The organism is Mesorhizobium sp. B263B2A (assembly GCF_020165775.1).
GTDB lineage: Bacteria > Pseudomonadota > Alphaproteobacteria > Rhizobiales > Rhizobiaceae > Mesorhizobium > Mesorhizobium opportunistum.
This window is the reverse complement of sequence record NZ_JAIUIU010000045.1, coordinates 1-23498: the sequence shown is the minus strand read 5'-3', so window position 1 is coordinate 23498 and position 23498 is coordinate 1. Positions and strand designations below refer to the sequence as shown.

Below are 23498 nucleotides of genomic sequence, written 5' to 3'. Positions count from 1 at the left end.
ATCTGGTCGTAGCGCTTGTATTCGCCAAAATACTTCGTGATCGCCGCCGTCAGCGACGTCTTGCCATGATCGACGTGGCCGATCGTGCCGATGTTCACATGAGGCTTAGTGCGCTCGAATTTACCTTTTGCCATGTGATGTCTCCATTTCCTGCTCGCCCGTGCGGGCTTTGAATTGCGTTACCGCGGCAGCTCTTTCGAGTTACGCGTATTTCTTCTGGACTTCCTGGGCGACCGCGGTCGGGACCGGCTCGTAGTGATCGAACTGCATCGTGTAGGCCGCACGGCCCTGGCTCATCGAGCGCAGGTTGTCGACGTACTTGAACATGTTGGCGAGCGGCACCATCGCGTTGATGACGACAGCCACGCCGCGCGCTTCCTGGCCCTGGATCTGGCCACGACGGCCGTTCAGATCGCCAATGACGCTGCCGACATAATCTTCCGGCGTCACGACCTCGACCTTCATGATCGGCTCGAGCAGCTGCACGCCAAGCTTGGGTGCCGCTTCACGGAAACACGCACGGGACGCGATTTCGAAGGCCAGAACCGAGGAGTCGACGTCGTGGTAGGCGCCGTCGATGAGCGTCGCCCTGACGCCGATCATCGGGAAGCCCGCGAACGGACCGGCGCCCATGACGCTCTGGATGCCCTTTTCGACGCCCGGGATGTATTCCTTCGGCACCGCGCCGCCGACGATCTTGGACTCGAACACGAAGTCCTCGCCTTCCGCATTCGGCTCGAACACAACCTTGACGCGGGCGAACTGACCGGTACCGCCGGTCTGCTTCTTGTGCGTGTAGTCCTGCTCAAACCTGCGGGTGATCGTCTCGCGATAAGCCACCTGCGGAGCGCCGACATTGGCTTCCACCTTGAACTCGCGGCGCATGCGGTCGACGATGATGTCGAGGTGCAGTTCGCCCATGCCGGAGATGATGGTCTGGCCGCTTTCCTCGTCGGTCTTGACGCGGAAGGACGGATCCTCGGCAGCCAGGCGATGAAGGGCGAGGCCCATCTTCTCCTGGTCGTTCTTGGTCTTCGGCTCGATGGCGATCTGGATGACCGGATCGGGGAATTCCATGCGCTCGAGGATGACCGGATGCAGCGGATCGCACAGCGTGTCGCCGGTGGTCGTGTCCTTCAGGCCAGCCAGAGCGACGATGTCGCCGGCGAAAGCTTCTTCGACGTCGGCGCGCGAATTCGCATGCATCTGCAGCATGCGGCCGATGCGCTCCTTCTTGCCCTTGACGGTGTTGTCGACCGAGATGCCCTTGGTGAGCTTGCCCGAATAGATGCGGGCGAAGGTCAACGACCCGACGAACGGGTCGTTCATGATCTTGAAGGCGAGCATCGACAGCGGCTCGTTATCGTCCGCATGACGCTCGATCTCGGCATCGGTCTTGGCGTCCACACCCTTGATGGCGGGCACGTCGGCGGGCGACGGCAGGTATTCGACAACGGCGTCGAGCAGCGGCTGCACGCCCTTGTTCTTGAAGGCCGAGCCGCAGAACATCGGGTAGAACTTGACCGCGATCGTGCCCTTGCGGATCAGCGAACGGATCTCGTCATTCGACGGCATCTTGCCTTCGAGGTAGTTCTCGAGAGCCGTCTCGTCCATTTCGACGGCGGCTTCGATCATCTTCTCGCGGTATTCCTCGGCACGGGCCTTGAGGTCTTCCGGGATCTCGACGACGTCCCAGGCAGCGCCCAGCGTCTCGTCGCGCCAGACAAGCGCATTCATTTCCACGAGATCGACGACGCCCTTGAAGTCGATCTCGGCGCCGATCGGCAGCTGCATGACGACAGCCTGCGCACCGAGGCGCGAGCCGATCATCTCGACCGAGCGGTAGAAGTCGGCGCCGATCTTGTCCATCTTGTTGCAGAAGATCATGCGCGGAACTTTGTACTTGTCGGCCTGGCGCCAGACCGTTTCCGTCTGCGGCTCAACACCGGCGTTGGCGTCGAGCAGCGCGATGGCGCCGTCGAGCACGCGCAGCGAACGCTCGACTTCAATGGTGAAGTCGACGTGTCCGGGGGTGTCGATGATGTTGAAGCGGTGCATCTTGCCGTCGCGACCCTTCCAGAAGGTCGTGGTCGCGGCGGACGTGATGGTGATGCCGCGCTCCTGCTCCTGCTCCATCCAATCCATGGTGGCAGCGCCGTCGTGGACTTCGCCGATCTTGTGCGACTTGCCCGTATAATAGAGGACGCGCTCGGTGGTCGTCGTCTTGCCGGCGTCAATATGCGCCATGATACCGAAATTGCGGTAATCTTCGATTTTGTATTCGCGGGCCATCGTAGCTGCCTCTCAGTCTCGTTCGCGCTTTACCAGCGGTAGTGCGCGAAAGCGCGGTTGGCTTCAGCCATCTTGTGGGTGTCTTCACGCTTCTTGACGGCCGTGCCGCGGTTGTTGGCCGCGTCCATCAGCTCGCCAGAGAGGCGGTCGACCATCGTGGTCTCGTTGCGGTTGCGCGCGGCGGCGATCAGCCAACGGATGGCCAACGCCTGACGACGCTCGGGGCGCACATCGACCGGAACCTGGTAGGTCGCACCGCCGACGCGGCGCGAACGCACTTCCACATGCGGCGCGACATTGTCGAGCGCCTGATGGAAGACGGTGACCGGCTCCTGCTTGGTCTTCGACTGAACCTGGTCGAGCGCGCCGTAGACGATGGTCTCGGCAACCGACTTCTTGCCGTCATACATGACGGCGTTCATGAACTTGGTGACGATCAGATCGCCGAACTTCGGATCCGGGTTGATCTCACGCTTTTCTGCACTGTGACGACGCGACATGGCTTTTGTCTCTCAATCTCGTAGCCCGACGCATTGGAGCGCCAGAGCCGGAAAATCTTACTTCGGACGCCTTACTTCGGACGCTTGGCGCCGTACTTCGAACGGCGCTGCTTGCGGTTCTTCACGCCCTGCGTGTCGAGCACGCCGCGGATGATGTGGTAGCGAACGCCCGGAAGATCCTTGACGCGGCCGCCGCGGATCATCACCACGGAGTGTTCCTGAAGGTTGTGACCTTCGCCGGGGATGTAACCGATCACTTCAAAACCATTGGTCAGGCGGATCTTGGCCACCTTGCGCAGCGCCGAGTTCGGCTTCTTCGGCGTCGTCGTGTAGACGCGCGTGCAGACGCCCCGCTTCTGCGGGTTCTGCTGCATGGCCGGGACCTTGTTGCGCTTCACCGGCGCAATGCGCGGCTTGCGGATCAGCTGGTTGACGGTAGGCATTAAACCCTCTTGTCTCTCAATTCCGTGTCTCGCCCGGTCAGGGCCGCTCAAAGCGTCATTTCCATACGCAAATTCGGGCCACAAACCGCGCCTCGCGGTCTTGCCCGAACAAATGGCAGAGGAAGCGGAAGCCGCTTCGTGCACGCCGGAAATGTCTTTTCGCTCGTAAAACGAACCCTGTTTGAGGCAAACTCCAAAGCGTGTCGCTTCGGAAAGGAGAGCCTCACATCGGTTCTGACTGGCCGGCTTCTACTCGTAAGCCCGCGAACCGTCAACCCCGGCGTGGCAAATATTGCATCGAAGCCGAGGCTTGGCAGCCATGCGAAAACCGCATGTAATTTTCTTTCGCCATTTTGCAATGGCAAGGAAGAAAGTGACCGGCTTTTGGCTTTTGCGCGCCCTTGCTTCATGCGAAAAGGCGGCATGAGCGACCGAAGCCCCCTCGCCATCCCTTGCAAAGAGGAATCAGCTCGTGAACGACAATGACGAACGCCCAGTGACCATCATCACCGGCCGGGTGTGGAAGCGGAAGGGCGGCAAAGTGGAAGGCGTGCATGTCATGCTGGTCGCACCCGACGACGATTCGGCTGTGCGCAAAGCGCTCGAATCGCTCGCGGCTGAGGGTTACGCCGAGGCCGAGCTCGACCAGATCGGTGACATGGACGGCGTGCCCGACGACGAGCCGCATCTGTCAGCCTATCAAGGCGCGCTCGAAGGCGAAGTGTCGATCGTGACCTTCGAGGAGCCGATCTGAGAATCAGGCACCCCTCGCCTTTCGAATCGCCGCCAGCCCCTTCCGGCGAAAGAAAAAAGTTGGGCGCTGCAGTCCGGCAAAGCTGGGACTGACCGTCCACCGCTGGCTTGTTCGGGGCAAGTGTTCTGATAAGAAGCGCTGATCATCACCCAACAGACGGAGCGACCGTGTCCCAGCCCATCAAGATTGGCATCGTCGGCGTCGGCAAGATCGTCCGCGACCAGCACCTGCCGGCCCTGGCGAAAGACCAGGATTACCGACTCACCGCCGCCGCCAGCCGGCATGGCAAGGTCGACGGCATCCCGAATTTTCCTGCCATCGAGGCGATGCTCGACGCGGTGCCGGAACTGGACGCCGTCTCGCTCTGCATGCCGCCGCAATTCCGCTACGATGCCGCGCGCACCGCGCTCGAGGCCAAGAAGCATGTCTTCCTGGAAAAGCCTCCGGGCGCCACGGTCAGCGAGGTCGAGGACCTGAAGGCGCTGGCGGCGAGACAGGGCGTTACCCTCTTCGCCAGCTGGCATTCGCGCTATGCGCCGGCGGTGGAGGAAGCGCGGAGCTTTCTCGCATCGACCCGGATCCGCTCGGCGGCGATCGTCTGGAAGGAAGACGTGCGCCGCTGGCACCCGAACCAGGACTGGATCTGGCAGCCAGGCGGCTTCGGCGTCTTCGATCCCGGCATCAACGCGCTGTCGATCGCGACCCACATCCTGCCGGCGATGTTCATCACCTCGGCGGTTCTCGATTTTCCCGAAAACCGTGCCGCCCCGGTCGCCGCGCAAGTCGCCTTCCGCACCTCGAACGGATTGCCGGTGACGATGGAACTCGACTGGCTGCAGACCGGTCCGCAAAGCTGGGACATCCTGGCTGACACGGATGCCGGCAAGATGGTGCTTTCCGGTGGCGGCTCGAAGCTCGCCATCGACGGCAAGATCGTTCACGAAGAGCCCGAAGCCGAATATCCGATGCTCTACAAGCGCTTCGCCGAGATCGTGCGTGCAGGCGCCTCGGATGTCGACCTCGCGCCGCTGCAGCATGTCGCCGATGCCTTCATGCTGGGCAAGCGCAATGTGGTCGAGGCGTTTTTCGACTGATTTGTGCACCGCGACGGGATCGCGGACATGGCTTGAATGCTCGTGCCAGGTCGACCCCCACTCCGTCTCGGCTACGCCGAGCCACCTCTCCCCCGATCGACGGGGTAGAGGAAGGGCGCGAACCTATTGCAGCCAACGCTCGTCGATGCGGCTTCCCTCTGGGATCATTCGACGATCGCGATCGCAAAACCGTCATAGCCCTTGGCACCGACGGTCTGGATGGCGGTTCCGTCCAGCCGCTTGTCGCCGCCGATGAAGGAGAAGGCGGCGCGTGCGCCTTCGACATTGGGATCACGACCGTCCTCGTCGAGCACCGCGCCGTCACGGATGACGTTGTCACAGACGATGACGGTTCCTGAGCGCGACAGCCGCATCGCCCATGACAGATAATTCGGATTGTTCGGCTTGTCGGCGTCGATGAAGATGAGATCGAACGGCCCGGCATTCTCGGCGCTCAGCTCGGCGAGCGACTGAAGCGCCGGCCCGACCCGCAGGTCGACCCGCTCCGACACCCCTGCCCGCTCAAAATTCGACCGCGCGACCTTGGCGTGATGCGGGTCGAGTTCAAGCGTCACGACCTTACCGTCGGCAGGCAATGCGCGCGTCATCCAGATCGTCGAATAGCCGCCCAGCGTGCCGATCTCGAGGATTTTTCTTGCCCCTTTCATGCGCGCCAGAATTGAAAGCAGCTTGCCTTGCGCCGGCGATACGTCGATCGCCGGCAGGCCTTGGTCATGATTGGCCGCCAGAACGGCATCGAGGGCGGGATCCGCCTCGAACAGGGCATCGACGATGTAGTCGTCGACAGCAGCCCAGGTCTTCTTGCTCATCGTTTTAATCTCCGATCCATTGAAAGCCAAAACGCGAAAGGATGCCGCTAGGCACCCCGGGCGAAAAGCTGCCATGAATATGAATACCCAACATCAAACCCCGAACAAACAAAAAGGCCGCCGGGTTGCCCCGGCGGTCTTGTTGCCTGAGATTTCCAAGAGCGGTTCATCGTTTCATGGAAACGTTGAACCGCTCTATCCTTATTTTGGCAATTCCGGACGGAAAACCGTTTTACACTTTTCCTGGAATTGCTGCCGCCGCGCTTACTGCGCGGCGGTTGTCATGTCGGCCAGCATCGGCTCGGCGACTTCCACACCGGAGGCCTTGCGGCGCTCGTCGATGATGAGTTCGTCGCGCGAGGTGGCGATGCGCCGGATCTGGCTCATCGTGCCGCCGGTACCGGCCGGGATCAGCCGGCCGACGATGACGTTTTCCTTCAAGCCCTGCAGCATGTCGGTCTTGCCGGCAACCGCGGCTTCCGTCAGCACCCTGGTCGTCTCCTGGAAGGAGGCGGCCGAGATGAAGGACGGCGTCTGCAGCGAGGCCTTGGTGATGCCGAGCAGCACCGGCTGACCTTCGGCCGGCTTCTTGCCGTCCTCGATCAGGCGCTCGTTGACCTCTTCCAGCTCGATCACGTCGACGTGGTCGCCCGGAATGTAGGTCGAGTCGCCCTGCGTGGTGATCTCGACCTTCTGCAGCATCTGGCGAACGATCACCTCGATGTGCTTGTCGTTGATCGACACGCCCTGCAGGCGGTAGACCTCCTGGATTTCGTTGACGAGGTAGGAAGCAAGTGCCTCCACGCCCTTGATCGCCAGGATGTCGTGCGGCGCCGGATTGCCGTCGAGGATATAGTCGCCCTTCTCGATGACGTCGCCGTCCTGGAGATGGAACGGCTTGCCCTTCGGGATCAGGTATTCGACCGGCTCGAGCGTCGAGTCATGCGGCTCGATGATGATGCGGCGCTTGTTCTTGTAGTCGCGGCCGAAGCGGATCGTGCCATCGATCTCGGCGATGATGGCGTGATCCTTCGGACGACGGGCCTCGAACAGTTCGGCAACACGCGGCAGACCGCCGGTGATGTCCTTGGTCTTGGCGCTTTCCATCGGGATACGCGCCAGGACGTCGCCGGGACGAACCTGCGCACCCGGCTCGACCGAGAGAATGGCCTCGACCGAGAGCAGGAAGCGGGCGTCGCCGCCCTTCGACAGCTTGCCGACCTTGCCCTTGGCATCCAGGATCGCAATCGCCGGCTTGAGGTCGTTGCCGCGTGGCGTCGAACGCCAGTCGATGACCTCACGCTTGGTGATGCCGGTCGATTCGTCGGCCGTTTCCTGGACGGAAATGCCGTCGACCAGATCCTCGTACGACACCTTGCCCTCGATTTCGGTGAGGACCGGGCGGGTATACGGATCCCACTCGGCGATACGCTGGCCGCGCTTCACCTTGTCGCCATCGTCCACGAAGATACGCGAACCATAGGTGACGCGGTGCGTGGCGCGCTCCTTGCCGGCTTCGTCGAGGATCAGGACCGCCATGTTGCGGCCCATGACCATCTGCTGGCCGTCGGAGTTGCGCACCACGTTGCGGTTGCGGATCTCGACCTTGCCCTCGTAGGAGGCTTCAAGGAACGAGCTATCCACCACCTGCGCGGTACCGCCCATGTGGAAGGTACGCATGGTGAGCTGGGTGCCCGGCTCACCGATCGACTGCGCCGCGATGACGCCAACTGCTTCACCCTGGTTGACCGGGGTACCGCGGGCCAGATCGCGTCCGTAGCAGACCGCGCACACGCCAACCCTGACCTCGCAGGTCAGTGCCGAGCGGATGCGGACCGACTGGACGCCGGCCTTTTCGATCTGCTCCACGTCACGCTCGTCCATCAGCGTTCCGGCCTTGACCAGCAGGTCGCCGGTCACCGGATGGTTGATGTCGTCGAGCGAGGTGCGGCCCAGCACGCGCTGGCCGACCGAAGCGACAACCTGACCGGCATCGACGATCGGCTGCATGGTGAGGCCCTTGTCGGTGCCGCAATCCACGGAGTTGACGATGCAGTCCTGCGCCACGTCGACGAGACGACGGGTGAGGTAACCCGAGTTCGCCGTCTTCAAGGCGGTGTCGGCCAGACCCTTGCGGGCGCCGTGGGTCGAGTTGAAGTACTCGAGCACGGTCAGGCCTTCCTTGAAGTTCGAGATGATCGGCGTCTCGATGATTTCACCCGACGGCTTGGCCATCAGGCCGCGCATGCCGGCGAGCTGGCGCATCTGCGTGGGCGAGCCACGCGCACCGGAGTGCGACATCATGTAGATCGAGTTCATCGGCTTCTGACGGCCATTGTCCTCGAACTCCACGGCCTTGATGCGGGCCATCATTTCGTCGGCGACCTTTTCCGAGCACTTGGCCCAGGCGTCGACGACCTTGTTGTACTTCTCGCCCTGGGTGATCAGGCCGTCATTGTACTGCTGCTCGTATTCCTTGGCCAAAGCCTCGGTGTCCGACACCAGCTTGATCTTGGAGTCCGGGATCAGCATGTCGTCCTTGCCGAACGAAATGCCGGCACGGCAGGCGTGAGCGAAACCGAGCGCCATGATGCGATCGCAGAAAATGACCGTCTCCTTCTGACCGCAGTGGCGGTAGACGGTGTCGATCATCTTGGAGATGTTCTTCTTGGTCATCTCCTGGTTTGCGGTCTCGTACGGCACATTGACGTTCTTCGGCAGAAGTTCGCCGATGATCATGCGGCCAGGCGTGGTGTCGTGGATCTTCGACACGACCTTGCCTTCGGCGTCGACCGTGCGGAAGCGACCCTTGATCTTGGCGTGCAGCGTCACCGCCTTGGTCTCGAGCGCGTGCTGGAGTTCGCCCATGTCGGCAAACACCATGCCCTCGCCCGGCTCGTTCTGGTTGACGATCGAGAGATAGTAGAGACCCAGAACCATGTCCTGCGACGGCACGATGATCGGCGCGCCGGAAGCCGGGTGCAGGATGTTGTTGGTCGACATCATCAGCACGCGGGCTTCAAGCTGCGCTTCCAGGGACAGCGGCACGTGGACCGCCATCTGGTCGCCGTCGAAGTCGGCGTTGAAGGCCGTGCAGACCAGCGGATGCAGCTGGATCGCCTTGCCTTCGATCAGGATCGGCTCGAACGCCTGGATGCCGAGGCGGTGCAGCGTCGGCGCGCGGTTCAGCAGCACCGGATGCTCGCGGATGACCTCGTCGAGGATATCCCAGACCTCCGGACGCTCCTTCTCGACCAGCTTCTTCGCCTGCTTGACGGTCGAGGAGTAACCCTTGGCGTCGAGACGGGCGTAGATGAAGGGCTTGAACAGTTCGAGCGCCATCTTCTTCGGCAGGCCGCACTGGTGCAGCTTGAGCTCCGGACCGGTCACGATGACCGAACGGCCGGAATAGTCGACGCGCTTGCCGAGCAGGTTCTGGCGGAACCGGCCCTGCTTGCCCTTGAGCATGTCGGACAGCGACTTCAGCGGACGCTTATTGGCGCCGGTGATGACGCGGCCGCGACGGCCGTTGTCGAACAGCGCATCGACGGCTTCCTGCAGCATGCGCTTTTCATTGCGCACGATGATGCCCGGCGCCCGCAACTCGATCAGCCGCTTCAGACGGTTGTTGCGGTTGATGACGCGGCGATAGAGGTCGTTCAGGTCGGACGTGGCGAAACGGCCACCGTCCAGCGGGACGAGCGGACGCAGGTCCGGCGGAATCACCGGAACCACCTTCATGATCATCCATTCCGGACGGTTGCCGGATTCCATGAAGTTCTCGACGACCTTGAGCCGCTTCAGATACTTCTTCTGCTTCAGCTCGGACGTGGTCGAAGCCAGTTCCGAACGCAGGTCGCCTGCGATCTTCTCCAAGTCCATGCCGGCCAGGAGGTCGTGAATGGCCTCGGCGCCGATCATGGCGGTGAAACTATCCTCGCCATACTCGTCGACGGCGATCATGTACTCTTCCTCGCTGAGCAGCTGGTGCTCCTTCAGCGCGGTGAGGCCAGGCTCGGTGACGATGTAGTTCTCGAAGTACAGGACGCGCTCGATGTCCTTCAGGGTCATATCGAGCAGCGTGCCGATGCGCGAGGGCAGCGACTTCAGGAACCAGATATGGGCGACGGGAGCGGCGAGCTCGATATGGCCCATGCGCTCGCGGCGAACGCGCGACAGCGTGACTTCGACGCCGCACTTTTCGCAGATGACGCCCTTGTACTTCATGCGCTTGTACTTGCCGCACAGGCACTCGTAGTCCTTGATCGGGCCAAAAATGCGCGCGCAGAACAGACCGTCACGCTCCGGCTTGAAGGTGCGGTAGTTGATGGTCTCCGGCTTCTTGATCTCGCCGAACGACCAGGACAGAATCTTCTCAGGGCTGGCAAGCGAGATCCGGATGGAATCGAACACCTGCGCAGGCGCCTGCGGATTGAAGAGATTCATGACCTCTTGGTTCATGCCGTTCTCCTTTTCGGGGTCCTCGAAAACCCCTTGCATCTAACGCGGACCAAACGCCCGCCGTCTTTGTCGGCCACTGGCCGTCGAATTTGGTAGGCGCGTCGCAAGCTTCCGCGACGCGCCATATCTTGGTCTTACTCGGCCGCGCCCCTATTCGGCAGCATCGGGCAGCCGGATCGGGTTGTCATCGAGCTTGGTGTTCTCCAACTCGACATTGAGGCCGAGAGACCGCATTTCCTTGACGAGCACGTTAAAGCTCTCCGGGATGCCGGCCTCGAAGGTGTCGTCGCCGCGGACGATCGCCTCGTAGACCTTGGTGCGGCCGGCGACGTCGTCCGACTTCACCGTCAGCATTTCCTGCAGCGTGTAGGCGGCGCCATAGGCTTCCAGCGCCCAGACCTCCATCTCGCCGAAGCGCTGGCCACCGAACTGCGCCTTGCCGCCCAGCGGCTGCTGGGTGACGAGCGAGTACGGACCGATCGAACGCGCGTGGATCTTGTCGTCCACCAGGTGGTGAAGCTTGAGCATGTAGATATAGCCCATCGTCACCTTGCGATCGAACGGCTCGCCGGTGCGTCCGTCATAGAGCTGCGACTGACCGCTGGTATGCAGGCCCGCCTGCTCCAGCATGATGTTGATGTCAGCCTCGTGCGCGCCGTCGAACACCGGGGTCGCGATCGAGACGCCGCGGCGCATCTGCTCGCTGAGGCGAACAATGCTCTCGTCGTCATACTCGCGGACCGGCTCGTTGCGGTCGTTGGCCGGCATGAAGCTCTCGAGCGTCTTGCGCAGCGGCTTGATATCACCGGCCGCCTTGTACGTGTCGATCAGCTCGCCGATCTTCTTGCCCATGCCCGCGCAAGCCCAGCCCAGATGCGTTTCCAGGATCTGACCGACATTCATGCGGCTCGGCACACCCAGCGGGTTGAGCACGATATCGGCATGCGTGCCGTCCTCGAGGAAAGGCATGTCCTCGACCGGAACGATGCGCGACACGACACCCTTGTTGCCGTGACGGCCGGCCATCTTGTCGCCCGGCTGCATCTTGCGCTTCACGGCCACGAAGACCTTGACCATCTTCATGACGCCCGGAGGCATTTCGTCGCCGCGCTGCACCTTCTCGACCTTGTCCATGAAGCGCTGCTCGAGCGCCTTCTTGGAGTCGTCGTACTGGCCACGCAGGGCTTCCAGTTCGCTCTGGAGCTTTTCGTTCTCCACGGCAAACTGCCACCACTGCGAACGCGGATACTCGTCGAGCGTATCCTTGGACAGCGTCGAGCCCTTCTTGAAGCCCTTCGGTCCAGCAATCGCTTCCTTGCCGACGAGGACGTCGGAAAGGCGCGCGTAGACGTTGCGGTCCAGGATGGCCTGCTCGTCGTCACGGTCCTTGGCGAGGCGTTCGATCTCCTCGCGCTCGATCGCCATGGCGCGCTCGTCCTTCTCCACACCGTGGCGATTGAACACGCGCACCTCGACGACGGTGCCGAAGGTGCCCGGAGGCATGCGCATCGAGGTGTCGCGCACGTCGGAGGCCTTTTCACCGAAGATGGCGCGCAGAAGCTTCTCTTCCGGCGTCATCGGGCTTTCGCCCTTCGGCGTGATCTTGCCGACCAGGATATCGCCAGGCTGCACTTCCGCGCCGATGTAGACGATGCCGGCTTCGTCGAGGTTCTTCAGCGCTTCTTCCGAAACGTTCGGAATGTCGCGCGTGATTTCCTCCGGACCGAGCTTGGTATCGCGCGCCATGACCTCGAACTCCTCGATATGGATCGAGGTGAAGACGTCGTCGGCGACGATGCGCTCGGAGAGCAGGATCGAGTCCTCGTAGTTGTAGCCGTTCCACGGCATGAACGCGACCAGCACGTTGCGGCCGAGCGCCAGATCGCCGAGCTCGGTCGACGGACCGTCGGCGATGATGTCGCCCTTGTTGACCCGGTCACCCATGCGCACCAGCGGACGCTGGTTGATACAGGTGTTCTGGTTCGAACGCTGGAACTTCATCAGCCGGTAGATATCGACGCCGGACTTGCCCGGATCGAGATCCTCGGTGGCGCGAATGACGATACGCGTCGCGTCCACCTGGTCGACGATGCCGCCGCGGCGGGGGCCGCGGGGGGGGGCGGGGGGGCCGGCGACGATCGGCTCCATGCCGGTGCCGACGAACGGCGCTTCGGCGCGCACCAGCGGCACGGCCTGACGCTGCATGTTCGAGCCCATCAGAGCGCGGTTGGCGTCGTCGTTTTCCAGGAACGGGATCAGGGCCGCGGCCACCGACACCATCTGCTTCGGCGACACGTCCATCAAGTCGACGTTTTCGCGCGGCGCCATCATCACTTCGCCGGCGCTGCGGCAAATGACGAACTCGTCGACGAAGCCGCCATTCTTGTCGAGCTCGGCGTTGGCCTGCGCGACGTGGTGCTTGGCTTCTTCCATCGCCGAGAGATAGACGACGTCATTGGTCAGCTTGCCGTCGACGATCTTGCGGTACGGGCTCTCGATGAAGCCGTACTTGTTGACACGTGCGAAAGTGGCCAGCGAGTTGATCAGACCGATATTCGGGCCTTCCGGCGTCTCGATCGGGCAGATGCGGCCGTAATGCGTCGGGTGCACGTCGCGCACCTCGAAGCCGGCGCGCTCGCGGGTCAGACCGCCCGGTCCAAGCGCCGACAGGCGACGCTTGTGGGTGATCTCCGACAGCGGGTTGGTCTGGTCCATGAACTGCGACAGCTGCGAGGAACCGAAGAACTCGCGCACGGCGGCGGCCGCCGGCTTGGCGTTGATCAGGTCCTGCGGCATCACCGTGTCGATCTCGATCGAGGACATACGCTCCTTGATCGCGCGCTCCATACGCAGCAGGCCGACGCGGTACTGGTTCTCCATCAGCTCGCCGACCGAGCGCACGCGGCGATTGCCGAGATTGTCGATGTCGTCGATCTCGCCCTTGCCGTCGCGCAGTTCGACAAGCGTCCTGACCACGGCCAGGATGTCGTCCTTGCGCAGGACGCGCACGGTGTCCTCGGCCTTGAGTTCGAGGCGCATGTTCATCTTGACGCGGCCGACGGCCGACAGATCATAGCGCTCGCTGTCGAAGAACAGCGAGTTGAACATGGCTTCGGCGGTCTCGAGCGTCGGCGGCTCGCCGGGGCGCATGACACGATAGATGTCGAACAGCGCGTCCTGGCGGCTTTCGTTCTTGTCGACGTTGAGCGTGTTGCGGATATAGGCGCCGACATTGACATGGTCGATGTCGAGGACCTTGATCTCGTTCTCGCCCGTGCCGAGAAGCACTTTGAGAGTCTTTTCATCGATCTCGTCACCGGCTTCGAGGAAGATCTCGCCGGTTGCGTAGTTGACGATGTCCTCGGCCAGGTAGTTGCCGAGCAGATCCTCGTCGGTCGCCTTGATCGCCTTGAGACCCTTTTCGCCAAGCGCTCTGGCCTGACGGGCGGTGATCTTCTTGCCGGCTTCGACAACGACCTCGCCCGTATCAGCGTCGACCAGGTCGCCGACGGCCTTGAGGCCGCGGAAACGCTCGACGTTGAACGGAATGCGCCAGTGGTCGCCGGCGCGCTTGTAGGTGATCTTGTTGTAGAAGGTCGACAGGATCTCTTCGCCGTCCATGCCGAGTGCCATCAGCAGCGACGTCACCGGAATCTTGCGGCGGCGGTCGATACGGGCGTGCACGACGTCCTTGGAATCGAACTCGATGTCGAGCCACGAGCCGCGATAGGGAATGACGCGCGCGGCAAACAGAAGCTTGCCCGACGAGTGCGACTTGCCCTTGTCATGGTCGAAGAAGACGCCCGGCGAACGGTGCATCTGCGAGACGATGACGCGCTCGGTGCCGTTGACGATGAAGGTGCCGTTCAAGGTCATGAGCGGCATGTCGCCCATGTAGACGTCCTGCTCCTTGATGTCCTTGATCGACTTGGCGCCGGTATCCTCGTCGATATCGAACACGATGAGGCGCAGCGTCACCTTCAGCGGCGCGGCATAGGTCAGGTCGCGCTGACGGCATTCGTCAACGTCGAATTTCGGTCCTTCGAACTCGTACTTCACGAACTCCAGCATCGAGGAGCCAGAAAAATCGGAGATCGGGAAGACCGACTTGAAAACGGCCTGCAGTCCCTCGTCCGGACGTCCGCCCTTGGGCTCGTCCACCATCAGGAACTGGTCATAGGATGCCTTTTGAACCTCGATCAGGTTCGGCATCTCCGCAACTTCCGGGATCTTTCCGAAGAACTTGCGTACGCGTCTGCGGCCATTGAAAGTCTGGGTCTGGGCCATCGTCGCTCCTTAGCTCTAAACTCGGGACGAGCCTCGCCGCGGCTCGCCTTGCATACCGAGCCGCCTGGGCGGCGGCCCTCTGTCTGTTCTCCGGCAGCCACAACCAATTGCTTGGCGGCGGCCGGCCGAAACGGGAGAAAACCCGTTTCCTGAAGGCCTGTTCGGGCCCTCAGGAAAGAGGTTCTCGTACATCTCGCGTTACGCGTCCTCCCCTCCAGGTGAGGGGAGTGGCGGACGGCGCGAGGCCGCCCGCCGCTTTTACGCTTACTTCAGGTCGACCTTGGCGCCGGCTGCTTCCAGCTGGGCCTTGAACTTGTCAGCGTCGGCCTTGGAAACGCCTTCCTTGACCGGCTTCGGAGCCGCTTCGACCAGATCCTTGGCTTCCTTGAGGCCAAGACCGGTGATGGCGCGGACTTCCTTGATGACGTTGATCTTCTGAGCGCCAGCGTCGGTGAGGACGACGTCGAATTCCGTCTTTTCCTCGACCGGAGCAGCGGCAGCAGCAGCGCCGCCAGCAGCGGCAACCGCCACCGGAGCAGCAGCCGAAACGCCCCACTTTTCTTCCAGAAGCTTCGACAGCTCGGCCGCCTCGAGGACGGTCAGCTTCGAAAGGTCGTCTACGATCTTTGCGAGATCAGCCATTGTTGTATTCCTTCATAAGGTTCGAACGTGTGTTTGTGATAGCGAGGAACGGCCTCATGCCGCCTCGTCCTTCCGGGCGTAAGCGCCGATGACGCGCGCGACCGAGGCCGCTGGCGCATTGACGATCTGGGCGATCCGGGTTGCCGGCGTGGCGATCATGCCAACCAGCCTGGCGCGCAGCTCATCGAGCGACGGAAGTGTGGCGAGTGCCTTCACACCGTCGGCATTGAGCGAGGTGGTGCCCATTGCGCCGCCGAGAATGACGAGCTTGTCATTTCCCTTGGCGAAATCGGACGCGACCTTCGGCGCCGCAATCGGATCCTCCGAATAAGCAATCAGCGTCTGTCCCTTGAACAGCTCGATGATCGATGCGGAGTCCGTGCCCTGAAGAGCGATTTTGGCGAGACGGTTCTTCGCGACTTTAACGGTGCCACCGGCGGCGCGCATTTTCGACCGAAGGTCGTTCATTTGCGCGACGGTGATACCGGCATAGTGGGCCACGACCACTGAACCTGCGCTTGCAAACGCATCGTTCAGGCCCGTGACGAGTTCGCGTTTTTCCGCTCTGTCCACTGCCTATCTCCAGTTGACCCCTGCCCCTAAAATAGGACAGGCGTCGGGTTGCCTTTGCCGGCCGGGCCATCCAGTAACGGATCTCCCGAACGACGCTCGAGGATCCTGCCCCCTTTCGCCACACCGGCGGCCAAGCCGACGATGCGCAGACAAAAGGCAAACACGGTTCGAACCTTTCATTGGAGCACTTGCTCCGTTGTCAGGTCTTCACCCGTCTCATGCAGGCCCACATGAATTAAGGCTTTTGGGCCGCCTGCAATCTCGGACAGGATGTCCGGAAGCCTTTCGGCTTCCGGCACCGGGCCGCCGACACGTCGGAGGCCCGGAATTCACTTGCGGATCAGTCTCTTGGAAGACGATCCAAATGGTCGTATCAGGACGCTGCGAGCGTCGAGACGTCGAGCTTGAGGCCCGGGCCCATCGTCGAGGTGACCGACACCTTCTTGACGTAATTGCCCTTGGCGCCAGCCGGCTTTGCCTTGGTCACCGCGTCGGCGAAGGCGCGGATGTTCTCTTCCAGCGCCTTGACGTCGAACGAGACCTTGCCGACGCCGGCATGAACGATGCCGGCCTTCTCGACGCGGAACTCGACCGCGCCGCCCTTCGATGCCTTGACGGCGGCGGCGACGTCGGTGGTGACGGTGCCGACCTTCGGGTTCGGCATCATGCCGCGCGGGCCGAGCACCTTGCCGAGACGGCCGACGAGCGGCATCATGTCCGGCGTGGCGATGCAGCGATCGAAATCGATCGTGCCCTTCTGGACGATGTCGACCAGATCCTCGGCTCCGACGATGTCGGCGCCGGCGGCCTTAGCTTCCTCGGCCTTGTCGCCACGGGCAAACACGGCGACGCGAACCGAGCGGCCGGTACCGTTCGGCAGGTTGACCACGCCGCGGACCATCTGGTCGGCATGGCGCGGGTCGACGCCGAGGTTCATGGCGACTTCGATGGTCTCGTCGAACTTGACCGTGGAACGGTCCTTGAGCAGCTTCAGCGCATCACCCAGGGCGTAAGCCTTGTTGGGATCGATGCCTTCGCGGGTCTTCGATACACGCTTTGCAATCTTTGCCATGATCTCAGCCCACCACTTCCAGACCCATCGAGCGGGCGGAGCCCTCGACCATGCGCATGGCCGCTTCGACGTCGTTTGCGTTCAGATCCTTCATCTTGGCAGTCGCGATTTCGCGAACCTTGTCGCGCGAAACGGTGCCAGCCTTGACCTTGCCCGGCTCCTTCGAGCCCGACTTCAGGTTCGCTGCCTTCTTCAGGAAATAGCTCACCGGCGGCGTCTTCATGACGAAGGTGAATGACTTATCCTGATAGTAGGTGATGACGACCGGAACCGGCGATCCCTTTTCCATTTCCTGGGTCTGCGCGTTGAACGCCTTGCAGAACTCCATGATGTTGATGCCGCGCTGACCAAGCGCCGGGCCGATCGGGGGCGACGGCGTAGCCGAACCCGCGGAGACCTGGAGCTTGAGCTGGCCTGCAATTTTCTTAGCCATCTCTTTTCCTGCCTTTGTCTATGCCGGCATCCACTATCTGGGAAACCCGGCGGTTGCAGTCTGGTGGTGCGGTTCGCGCGGCCGGCTAAAGCCGCATTCGCCTCCCACCGTTCTCGAGGCCGCGCGCTTGTGCGCCGCCTCCCCCGATCGCCGACCGGCGTCGCCGGTCCAACATCGGGGATTTCGGATCAGCCCTTTTCGACCTGTCCGAATTCCAGATCGACAGGCACGGCGCGCCCGAAGATCGAAACTTCCACCTTGAGCCGAGCCCGCTCCTCGTCCACTTCCTGGACGAAACCGTTGAACGACGCGAACGGACCATCCGAAACGCGGATCGCCTCGCCGATCTCGAAGGTGACCGACGGCTTCGGCCGTTCGACGCCTTCCTGGACCTGGTTCAGGATGCGCTGCGCCTCGGCCTCGGTGATCGGCACCGGCTTGGAGTCGCCGAGAAAGCCGGTGACCTTCGGCGTGTTCTTGACCAGCGAGAACACCGCATCGGTCAAATTGGCCTTCAGGAGCACATAGCCCGGAAAGAACTTGCGCTCGGCATCGACCTTGCGGCCACGGCGAACTTCGACGACCTTCTCGGTCGGCACCACGATCTGCTCGATATCGGCGGACAGGCCCTTCTGCTTGGCCTTGTTCTCGATGTCCTCGGCGACCTTCTTTTCAAAGTTCGAATAAGCGTGGACGATGTACCAGCGCGCAGTCATTTTTAGACTTCTCCGTAATCGCCGGACTTAACGTCCAATGCCCAGAATCTGTTCGACCGCAAAGCCCATGAGCTGATCGGCGGTGAAGAAAAAGACCATCGCAATCACAGCGAAGGCCAGAACCATCACCGTCGAGATCATGGTCTCGCGACGCGACGGCCAAGTCACCTTGGCTGTCTCCGAGCGGACCTGCTGGAGAAAGACGAAAGGATTTGTGGTTTTCGAAGCCATATGCCGCCTGTCTTCAAGACCCGTTGGCCGGGCCCCCTGGATGATCCCGCTGACCGGGACTTGCCGCCTGAGCCCAGAGTCGCGCCGAATCAGCGCAACCATTTCGCCCATGCAAATCAGACGCGTAAAGCCGGCTTCCCAGCTCCACGCGTCGCGTGTCTGTTCTGTCTACATAAAACCGATTCTTGATCCACGCAAGTGGCAAGTGTCCGCTTTATGACCAAACACCGCCTCGGAACCATCCAGTCGTTCCGTCCCGGCTATGGCTGCCTTATGCCCCAATCAGGCTAATATGGCAAGCGGGTCGCCGATTTTCAAAGGCCGACCCGCAAAATATCGATGCGCGCAGGGCATTCGTGTGACGGAAACTGGCCCTTTTCAGCCGAACTACGGCCGACGGCGGGAATGGAGGCGCGGCCGCGGTTGGCAAGGCGCCACCTTATGCTCACATGCGCACAAGCAGGATAAGCGAGAATTTCGCGGATGCCATTCAATGCGGAAGGGACAGCACCGATATGGCCCGATAAGATGGTGTTCTTCACATAAGCTGGCTTCGACGGATGGCGAGGTTATTGGCGATGGCTCCGCCGAACTTGCTCGACGACGGCTCGCTCAAGATCACATTGCCTATCCCAACGGCGGCGAAGCCATTCTGAAAGCCAAATGAGTATTTCATCAGCAGCCCTGCTAGGCCTTTCGAGGGTGTCCCAATGCTATATTTCGCCTACGGATCGAACATGGACCCGCTGCAGATCGCAAAGCGCTGCCCTGGCCACCAGGTCGTGGGCATCGGCATGTTGCCGAGCCATCGGCTCTGTTTTCCGCGGCTGTCAAAGAATCGCGGGTGCGGAGTATCGTCCATAGAGCCGGTTCACGACGGGGTGGTATGGGGCGTTGTCTACCGGTTGACGCCCGATGACGTGGTCCGTCTCGATCGGGAGGAGGGATACGAAGCCAGCCGACCCGCGGGCGAGAACCGCTATAACCGGATGACGATAGTGGTGACCATGGGTGGCGAGCCCACCGAAATGCAGACCTATGTCGCTGAGCGGCAGGAAAATCCCCCTCCCCCAAATGCCGAGTATTTAGCACTGATGCGCGATGGCGGCCGGCACCATGGGTTGCCCGCCCCCTATCTCGCCATGCTCGACGCGCTGGGTGAGTATGTCGGGATCGTATCCGGTTGATCTGCCAACCGTAAAAAGGCGCTCATGATATCGCCCAAATTGTCGTCACGGCGGCAATCAAGCGGCTGCCCGGCGCTCTTGACGCGCAGCTTCCCACACTTCGCGGGCGGCGTCGGCATTCAAGGCCGCAATCCCCAAACCCACCAGCAAATCTGGCCACGCCGATCGCCATACGAAAGCCGTCATCAGCCCGGCAGCAATAATGGCAATGTTGGCGAATGCGTCATTGCGTGCCGACAGGAATGCCGCCCGCGTCAGGCTGCCGCCGTGGTGCCGGTAGGCGGCGAGCATGTAGGCACAGGAGAGATTGACCGCGAGTGCACCCAGACCTGTCAGCGACAGGGCGAAGGCTTGAGGCGGCACCGGCGCGTTGAATTTTTCCCACGCCGTCCAGAGGGTCGCCACGCCCGGCACAAGCAGGATAAGCGCCAGCGCCATGCCGACCCGCGAGCGGGCGCGCATCGACCAGCCCAGCGCGAGCAGAATGAGAAGGTTGACCGAGGCATCTTCCAGAAAGTCGATGCTGTCGGCGAACAACGACACCGATCCGATGGCGAGCGCCACGGCGAACTCGATGCCAAAATAGCTCAGGTTCAGAAGTGCGACGAGCAGGACAATACGGCGGAGCGCGCTATGGGCTTCCATATCCAAACCTTCTCACGATTTAGCATGTCCGGCCACCAGCGGTTCGCCGATTTTCCAAGGCCAGCAGCAAATATCGTTCGGATGGCCATTTTGGAAAATGGCACGGGCAGCAGGGCTCGAACCTACGACCTGCGGTTTTGGAGACCGCCGCTCTACCAACTGAGCTATGCCCGTATCGTGTGCGCCTCGGCGCAGCAGCAGGGGCTTCCTAAAAGCTTCCGCGCTGTCTGTAAAGAGCGGTTTGCAGGCAAACGCGCCTTCATCCCCTTTGCCAGAAATCGGGATAGCTGACGACCAGCCCGTCATCGTCGATCTCGAGTTCCCGCTTGAAGTCGCTGGCGCGCGATTCATAGAGGTACCGCTTGCCCTCTTCGAGACATGAGTAGCGCTGCGGGTTGCTCACCACCGTGAGCGCGGGGAAATCGACGAAAGCGGTGGTGATCTCGGCACTTTGCCCGGTGGAAAGCCGCAAGCGCCGGATCGGCAGCGTGTTGGTGAACGGCGTCACGGTGAGGTCCGGGTCGAAGACACCGTCGAGCTCCGGCACGGGCATGCCGTCCCGGGCCCAGTGGCCATCGCCGTCAGAGGCAAGAACCAGCGTCCGTTCGCTACCGATCATGTCGACCGTGACGCTCCTGGCGCGCCAGTTCGCGTCGCAGCTTATGCGATAGCGGACGGCGAAAGGCGTTTGGCCGGAGCAAATGACGACGGAATCGGCCAACACCTCGCCGGCCCGCTCGCGCAGCACAAGATGTTCGAGGCCGGGGCCTTCCCACTCGCGCCAGCGCACGATCTTGAATGCCTCGGCAGTCATTGCTCCAGCAGCTCTCGGCAGGCTTTGCCGGTCATGATTTGGCATCAGGCGGCGTGTAGGGTCCGCCAGGCACACCCCAGCCCCAGGTCGGCATCGGTTCGGTTTCCGGGTCGCAGGTCTCGCCGAGATTGGAATTCATCTTGGCCAGCCGCGATCCCCACTCCACATAGCCCATGAAGGCTGAACGGAATTCGGGATCGTCGGGCAGGCCGACGGCATCGGCGGCGTCTGCCAGGAGGTTGATCCAGCGGCGGCGCTGTTCCTCAGTCAGATGCTTGCCCAGGTGATGCATGACCATTTCGCGGTGCCCGCCATGCTGTTCGCTATAGGTTTTCGGCCCGCCGAAAACCTCGCCGATGAAAGCGGCGACATGGGCGGGATGGTCGGGCGACATGGTCTTGAACACCGGCCCGACGATCGGATCCTGCGCCACCTTGTCATAGAAGGTCTGCGTCAGCCGGTTCAGCGCCTCGCTGCCGCCGGCCCATTCGTAGAGTGTCGGGACGTTCTTGCGCATCAGAGTTCACCTGTCCTGGCTGCCCGAGAACAATAGCGGAAAGCCCTCGCTCTGCTCAACCTGCCCCGATGGCCAGCCAGCCTGCGCGACTACAGTTTCGCCGGCGTCTCGGCTTCGGCATTGGCTGACGGCGTAACCCTGCAATTGTCCGGTTTCGCTGCCGCCCTGCATATGGTGGCACCTGTCAGTTCGTCGGCGGACTGACGCCCGGTCGCCAGCCCGAGCCTCAGCGCCGTGTCTCGATCGAGCTGCGTTTGGCCCGATGAGCGCTGCATGGCCTCGAACAGGCCAGGCCCGATCGCCATCTCCTCAAGATACGCCTTGACCTTCTCCTCCTGTCCGAGCGCCTGCACGCTGAGGCGCGCATCCGGCCCAATCAGGCGCCTGATGCCGCCGGCGACCACGATCGGACAGACCGAGGCGCATTCACCTTCCGTATCGATGGTCAGCCCGGTGTGGGCGCCATCCCTGGCCAGGCAGTCCAGGGAGGGACCGCAGTCGACGAAATCCGTGCGGGCGACGACGACATCGAGCTTATGCTCCCGGATCGTCCTGCCGACGGCGAGAGCGCCGTCGACATCGCCGCCTCGCGAGCTGATCACGATCGGCAGCCGCCGCCCACCGGCGGCATCGAGCGCCTGGCGCAGCCTTTCCGGCGTCTGTGCGGTGATCGACCCTTCGGCGGAGATCCATTCCGGGCAGTCGGGATTGCACAGCGGATTGCTGCCGCGCACAAGCACGAAGCGCATATCCGCTTCCTTCGGCGGCATGCCTTCAGCCGGCTGAGGCACGGCAGGCCTGGCCCCGGCGGTCGGGGCGCCGGCGGTGTCCTTGCCTGCCGGTACCTGCCGGCAGTTCGCCTGCGGCTGCTCCAGCCTGCAGACGGTCCCCCCGGTCATGACATCGACGCTGTCCAGGCTGGTGACGAGTTTCATGCGCAGCATGGCATCGAGGGCAATCTGCCGGATGTCGCTGGCCTGCGTCTGCTTCATCGTCTCGAGCACGTCCTGGTCGACGCCCATTTCCTTCAGATAGGCGGCAAGGCGTTTCTCGACCCCCTTGCTCATTTCGTAGGTCTTGTAGCTGCCGGCGTTCTTTCGGCTGACGATCCTGGTGCTGATGATCTTCTTCTTGCCGTTCACGATCCGGTAGGTGGTCCGGTAGACCAGCCTCGTCCGCTGGAAGGTGGTTGTGATCTGGTGGACACCGAGATAGGCGAAATCGCCGACCACGCGGCGGACACCGCCGGAAAACATCAGCGGACAGGCCGAATTGCACATGGCGCCGCTGTCATAGGCCATGCCGAAATAGCCGGCTGCCTTACCGTCCTTGTTCTTGCCGTCCTTGTCCGTGCAGTTCTTCATCCGCGGCTCGCAGCCGGTGAAGACGGTCGTGCCGACGGCGGCATCGAGCTTGTTCTTGCGGATCAGCCGGCCAAGCGTCAGCGCCGCGTCGACATTGCCGCCGGGGGAATTGACGACGACCGGCAGTTGCCGGCCGGCGAGCGTCTTGAGTGCGCGCTTGAACAAGGCCGGCGTGCCAGCCTCGATGGTGCCTTCCGCCGATATCCATTCCGGACAGTTGGGCTCGCAGCCCGGCGCACTGCTGCGCACGACGGCGAACCGCATCGGCGGGATATCCGGCTGCTCCTCCTCGGCCTGAGCCGCACAGACAGGCAGCGCCACGGCAAGCAACAGCACGAGGCGGGCCAGCGCCCGCAACCACCATGCCTGTCCATCGAAACGACGCCCTGGAACCACTCTTGGCCAAGCTCCCTCGGTGCAACCTATACTAGTTGCGGCGATGGCGCTTGCAACAGCTTTCAGCGGCCGGCAAATGCGCCTCTCACGCGGCCATGATGGAAACAAAAAGGGCGGCCCGAAGACCGCCCTTTTCTTATCTGACCGGCAGTAGCCGGATCGATTATTCCTTGATGGTGACGACGATGCCGGCACCGACGGTGCGGCCGCCTTCACGGATGGCGAAGCGCAGCTTCTCTTCCATGGC

At 62.3% G+C, this 23498-nt stretch carries 21 protein-coding genes, 1 tRNA gene and 1 pseudogene; 3 read left to right on the top strand and 20 right to left on the bottom strand.

Annotation, left to right across the window (positions count from 1 at the left end):
* The 4 genes from LB568_RS32560 to rpsL form a co-directional block, all read right to left on the bottom strand.
* On the bottom strand, nt 1-134 hold a 134-nt coding region (locus LB568_RS32560; RefSeq protein WP_263497365.1), incomplete at its 3' end, for a GTP-binding protein.
* A 67-nt stretch (nt 135-201) separates the two neighbouring features.
* Nucleotides 202-2292 carry an elongation factor G gene (gene fusA, locus LB568_RS32555; protein ID WP_013895702.1) on the bottom strand — a complete coding sequence of 697 codons (2091 nt, stop codon included), beginning with the start codon at nt 2290-2292 and terminating at the stop codon, nt 202-204.
* Between the two features lie 29 nt (nt 2293-2321).
* Nucleotides 2322-2792 carry a 30S ribosomal protein S7 gene (gene rpsG / locus LB568_RS32550; protein ID WP_008875664.1) on the bottom strand — a complete coding sequence of 157 codons (471 nt, stop codon included), beginning with the start codon at nt 2790-2792 and terminating at the stop codon, nt 2322-2324.
* A 71-nt stretch (nt 2793-2863) separates the two neighbouring features.
* Nucleotides 2864-3235, bottom strand: a complete 372-nt coding sequence (gene rpsL / locus LB568_RS32545; protein WP_006333356.1) for a 30S ribosomal protein S12 — start codon at nt 3233-3235, stop codon at nt 2864-2866.
* Between the two features lie 472 nt (nt 3236-3707).
* Here rpsL and LB568_RS32540 point away from each other — a divergent pair, with 472 nt between their 5' ends.
* Nucleotides 3708-3989: a hypothetical protein gene (locus tag LB568_RS32540; protein WP_013895703.1), complete on the top strand. Its 282-nt coding sequence runs from the start codon at nt 3708-3710 to the stop codon at nt 3987-3989.
* A 167-nt stretch (nt 3990-4156) separates the two neighbouring features.
* Nucleotides 4157-5083: a Gfo/Idh/MocA family protein gene (locus LB568_RS32535; protein ID WP_140576879.1), complete on the top strand. Its 927-nt coding sequence runs from the start codon at nt 4157-4159 to the stop codon at nt 5081-5083.
* 164 nt (nt 5084-5247) lie between these two features.
* Here the strand turns inward: LB568_RS32535 and LB568_RS32530 are convergent, their stop codons facing one another.
* From LB568_RS32530 to LB568_RS32485, 10 genes are all read right to left on the bottom strand, one after another.
* A complete protein-coding gene (locus LB568_RS32530; RefSeq protein WP_224732314.1) occupies nt 5248-5913 on the bottom strand; it encodes an O-methyltransferase in 666 nt (221 codons plus the stop codon).
* A 264-nt stretch (nt 5914-6177) separates the two neighbouring features.
* Nucleotides 6178-10374: a DNA-directed RNA polymerase subunit beta' gene (gene rpoC, locus LB568_RS32525; RefSeq protein ID WP_013895706.1), complete on the bottom strand. Its 4197-nt coding sequence runs from the start codon at nt 10372-10374 to the stop codon at nt 6178-6180.
* 150 nt (nt 10375-10524) lie between these two features.
* Nucleotides 10525-14661, bottom strand: a complete 4137-nt coding sequence (rpoB, locus tag LB568_RS32520; protein WP_224732313.1) for a DNA-directed RNA polymerase subunit beta — start codon at nt 14659-14661, stop codon at nt 10525-10527.
* A 264-nt stretch (nt 14662-14925) separates the two neighbouring features.
* A complete protein-coding gene (gene rplL / locus LB568_RS32515) occupies nt 14926-15303 on the bottom strand; it encodes a 50S ribosomal protein L7/L12 (protein WP_006202136.1) in 378 nt (125 codons plus the stop codon).
* Between the two features lie 54 nt (nt 15304-15357).
* Entirely contained in the window at nt 15358-15876 is a 519-nt protein-coding gene (gene rplJ, locus LB568_RS32510) for a 50S ribosomal protein L10 (protein ID WP_013895708.1), read from the bottom strand.
* Between the two features lie 373 nt (nt 15877-16249).
* Nucleotides 16250-16948 (bottom strand): 50S ribosomal protein L1, encoded by a 699-nt coding sequence (gene rplA, locus LB568_RS32505; protein WP_013895709.1) that lies wholly within the window; start codon nt 16946-16948, stop codon nt 16250-16252.
* 4 nt (nt 16949-16952) lie between these two features.
* Nucleotides 16953-17381 carry a 50S ribosomal protein L11 gene (gene rplK, locus LB568_RS32500; protein ID WP_010909262.1) on the bottom strand — a complete coding sequence of 143 codons (429 nt, stop codon included), beginning with the start codon at nt 17379-17381 and terminating at the stop codon, nt 16953-16955.
* 188 nt (nt 17382-17569) lie between these two features.
* Entirely contained in the window at nt 17570-18097 is a 528-nt protein-coding gene (gene nusG / locus LB568_RS32495; RefSeq protein ID WP_013895710.1) for a transcription termination/antitermination protein NusG, read from the bottom strand.
* A gap of 27 nt (nt 18098-18124) precedes the next feature.
* Nucleotides 18125-18328: a preprotein translocase subunit SecE gene (gene secE, locus LB568_RS32490; RefSeq protein WP_013895711.1), complete on the bottom strand. Its 204-nt coding sequence runs from the start codon at nt 18326-18328 to the stop codon at nt 18125-18127.
* Between the two features lie 314 nt (nt 18329-18642).
* Entirely contained in the window at nt 18643-18870 is a 228-nt protein-coding gene (locus tag LB568_RS32485) for a hypothetical protein (protein WP_224732312.1), read from the bottom strand.
* 168 nt (nt 18871-19038) lie between these two features.
* Here LB568_RS32485 and LB568_RS32480 point away from each other — a divergent pair, with 168 nt between their 5' ends.
* Nucleotides 19039-19515: a gamma-glutamylcyclotransferase family protein gene (locus LB568_RS32480; protein ID WP_013895713.1), complete on the top strand. Its 477-nt coding sequence runs from the start codon at nt 19039-19041 to the stop codon at nt 19513-19515.
* 57 nt (nt 19516-19572) lie between these two features.
* On the opposite strand, the gene LB568_RS32475 is transcribed toward LB568_RS32480, so the two are convergent.
* The 6 genes and pseudogenes from LB568_RS32475 to LB568_RS32450 all read right to left on the bottom strand — a co-directional run.
* The gene (locus LB568_RS32475) at nt 19573-20160 is read right to left on the bottom strand and encodes a cation transporter (protein ID WP_013895714.1); all 588 of its coding nucleotides are present in this window, start codon (nt 20158-20160) and stop codon (nt 19573-19575) included.
* 98 nt (nt 20161-20258) lie between these two features.
* Nucleotides 20259-20334 (bottom strand) — tRNA-Trp (locus LB568_RS32470).
* An 85-nt stretch (nt 20335-20419) separates the two neighbouring features.
* The gene (locus LB568_RS32465) at nt 20420-20974 is read right to left on the bottom strand and encodes a putative glycolipid-binding domain-containing protein (protein ID WP_224732311.1); all 555 of its coding nucleotides are present in this window, start codon (nt 20972-20974) and stop codon (nt 20420-20422) included.
* A 31-nt stretch (nt 20975-21005) separates the two neighbouring features.
* A complete protein-coding gene (locus tag LB568_RS32460) occupies nt 21006-21491 on the bottom strand; it encodes a group II truncated hemoglobin (RefSeq protein WP_013895716.1) in 486 nt (161 codons plus the stop codon).
* Nucleotides 21492-21580: 89 nt separating this feature from the next.
* The gene (locus tag LB568_RS32455) at nt 21581-23251 is read right to left on the bottom strand and encodes a hypothetical protein (RefSeq protein ID WP_041164246.1); all 1671 of its coding nucleotides are present in this window, start codon (nt 23249-23251) and stop codon (nt 21581-21583) included.
* 163 nt (nt 23252-23414) lie between these two features.
* Nucleotides 23415-23498 (bottom strand): annotated as a pseudogene (locus LB568_RS32450) (elongation factor Tu); the annotation flags it as partial.

Bases quoted from the DNA above. Each gene is read 5' to 3' on its own strand.
- rplA (WP_013895709.1), bottom strand. From the start codon at position 16,948: ATGGCAAAGATTGCAAAGCGTGTATCGAAGACCCGCGAAGGCATCGAT.
- LB568_RS32465 (WP_224732311.1), bottom strand. From the start codon at position 20,974: ATGACTGCCGAGGCATTCAAGATCGTGCGCTGGCGCGAGTGGGAAGGC.
- rplL (WP_006202136.1), bottom strand. From the start codon at position 15,303: ATGGCTGATCTCGCAAAGATCGTAGACGACCTTTCGAAGCTGACCGTC.
- LB568_RS32475 (WP_013895714.1), bottom strand. From the start codon at position 20,160: ATGGAAGCCCATAGCGCGCTCCGCCGTATTGTCCTGCTCGTCGCACTT.
- nusG (WP_013895710.1), bottom strand. From the start codon at position 18,097: ATGACTGCGCGCTGGTACATCGTCCACGCTTATTCGAACTTTGAAAAG.
- rpsL (WP_006333356.1), bottom strand. From the start codon at position 3,235: ATGCCTACCGTCAACCAGCTGATCCGCAAGCCGCGCATTGCGCCGGTG.
- LB568_RS32460 (WP_013895716.1), bottom strand. From the start codon at position 21,491: ATGCGCAAGAACGTCCCGACACTCTACGAATGGGCCGGCGGCAGCGAG.
- rplK (WP_010909262.1), bottom strand. From the start codon at position 17,381: ATGGCTAAGAAAATTGCAGGCCAGCTCAAGCTCCAGGTCTCCGCGGGT.
- secE (WP_013895711.1), bottom strand. From the start codon at position 18,328: ATGGCTTCGAAAACCACAAATCCTTTCGTCTTTCTCCAGCAGGTCCGC.
- LB568_RS32530 (WP_224732314.1), bottom strand. From the start codon at position 5,913: ATGAGCAAGAAGACCTGGGCTGCTGTCGACGACTACATCGTCGATGCC.
- rpoB (WP_224732313.1), bottom strand. From the start codon at position 14,661: ATGGCCCAGACCCAGACTTTCAATGGCCGCAGACGCGTACGCAAGTTC.
- rpsG (WP_008875664.1), bottom strand. From the start codon at position 2,792: ATGTCGCGTCGTCACAGTGCAGAAAAGCGTGAGATCAACCCGGATCCG.
- rpoC (WP_013895706.1), bottom strand. From the start codon at position 10,374: ATGAACCAAGAGGTCATGAATCTCTTCAATCCGCAGGCGCCTGCGCAG.
- LB568_RS32480 (WP_013895713.1), top strand. From the start codon at position 19,039: ATGCTATATTTCGCCTACGGATCGAACATGGACCCGCTGCAGATCGCA.
- fusA (WP_013895702.1), bottom strand. From the start codon at position 2,292: ATGGCCCGCGAATACAAAATCGAAGATTACCGCAATTTCGGTATCATG.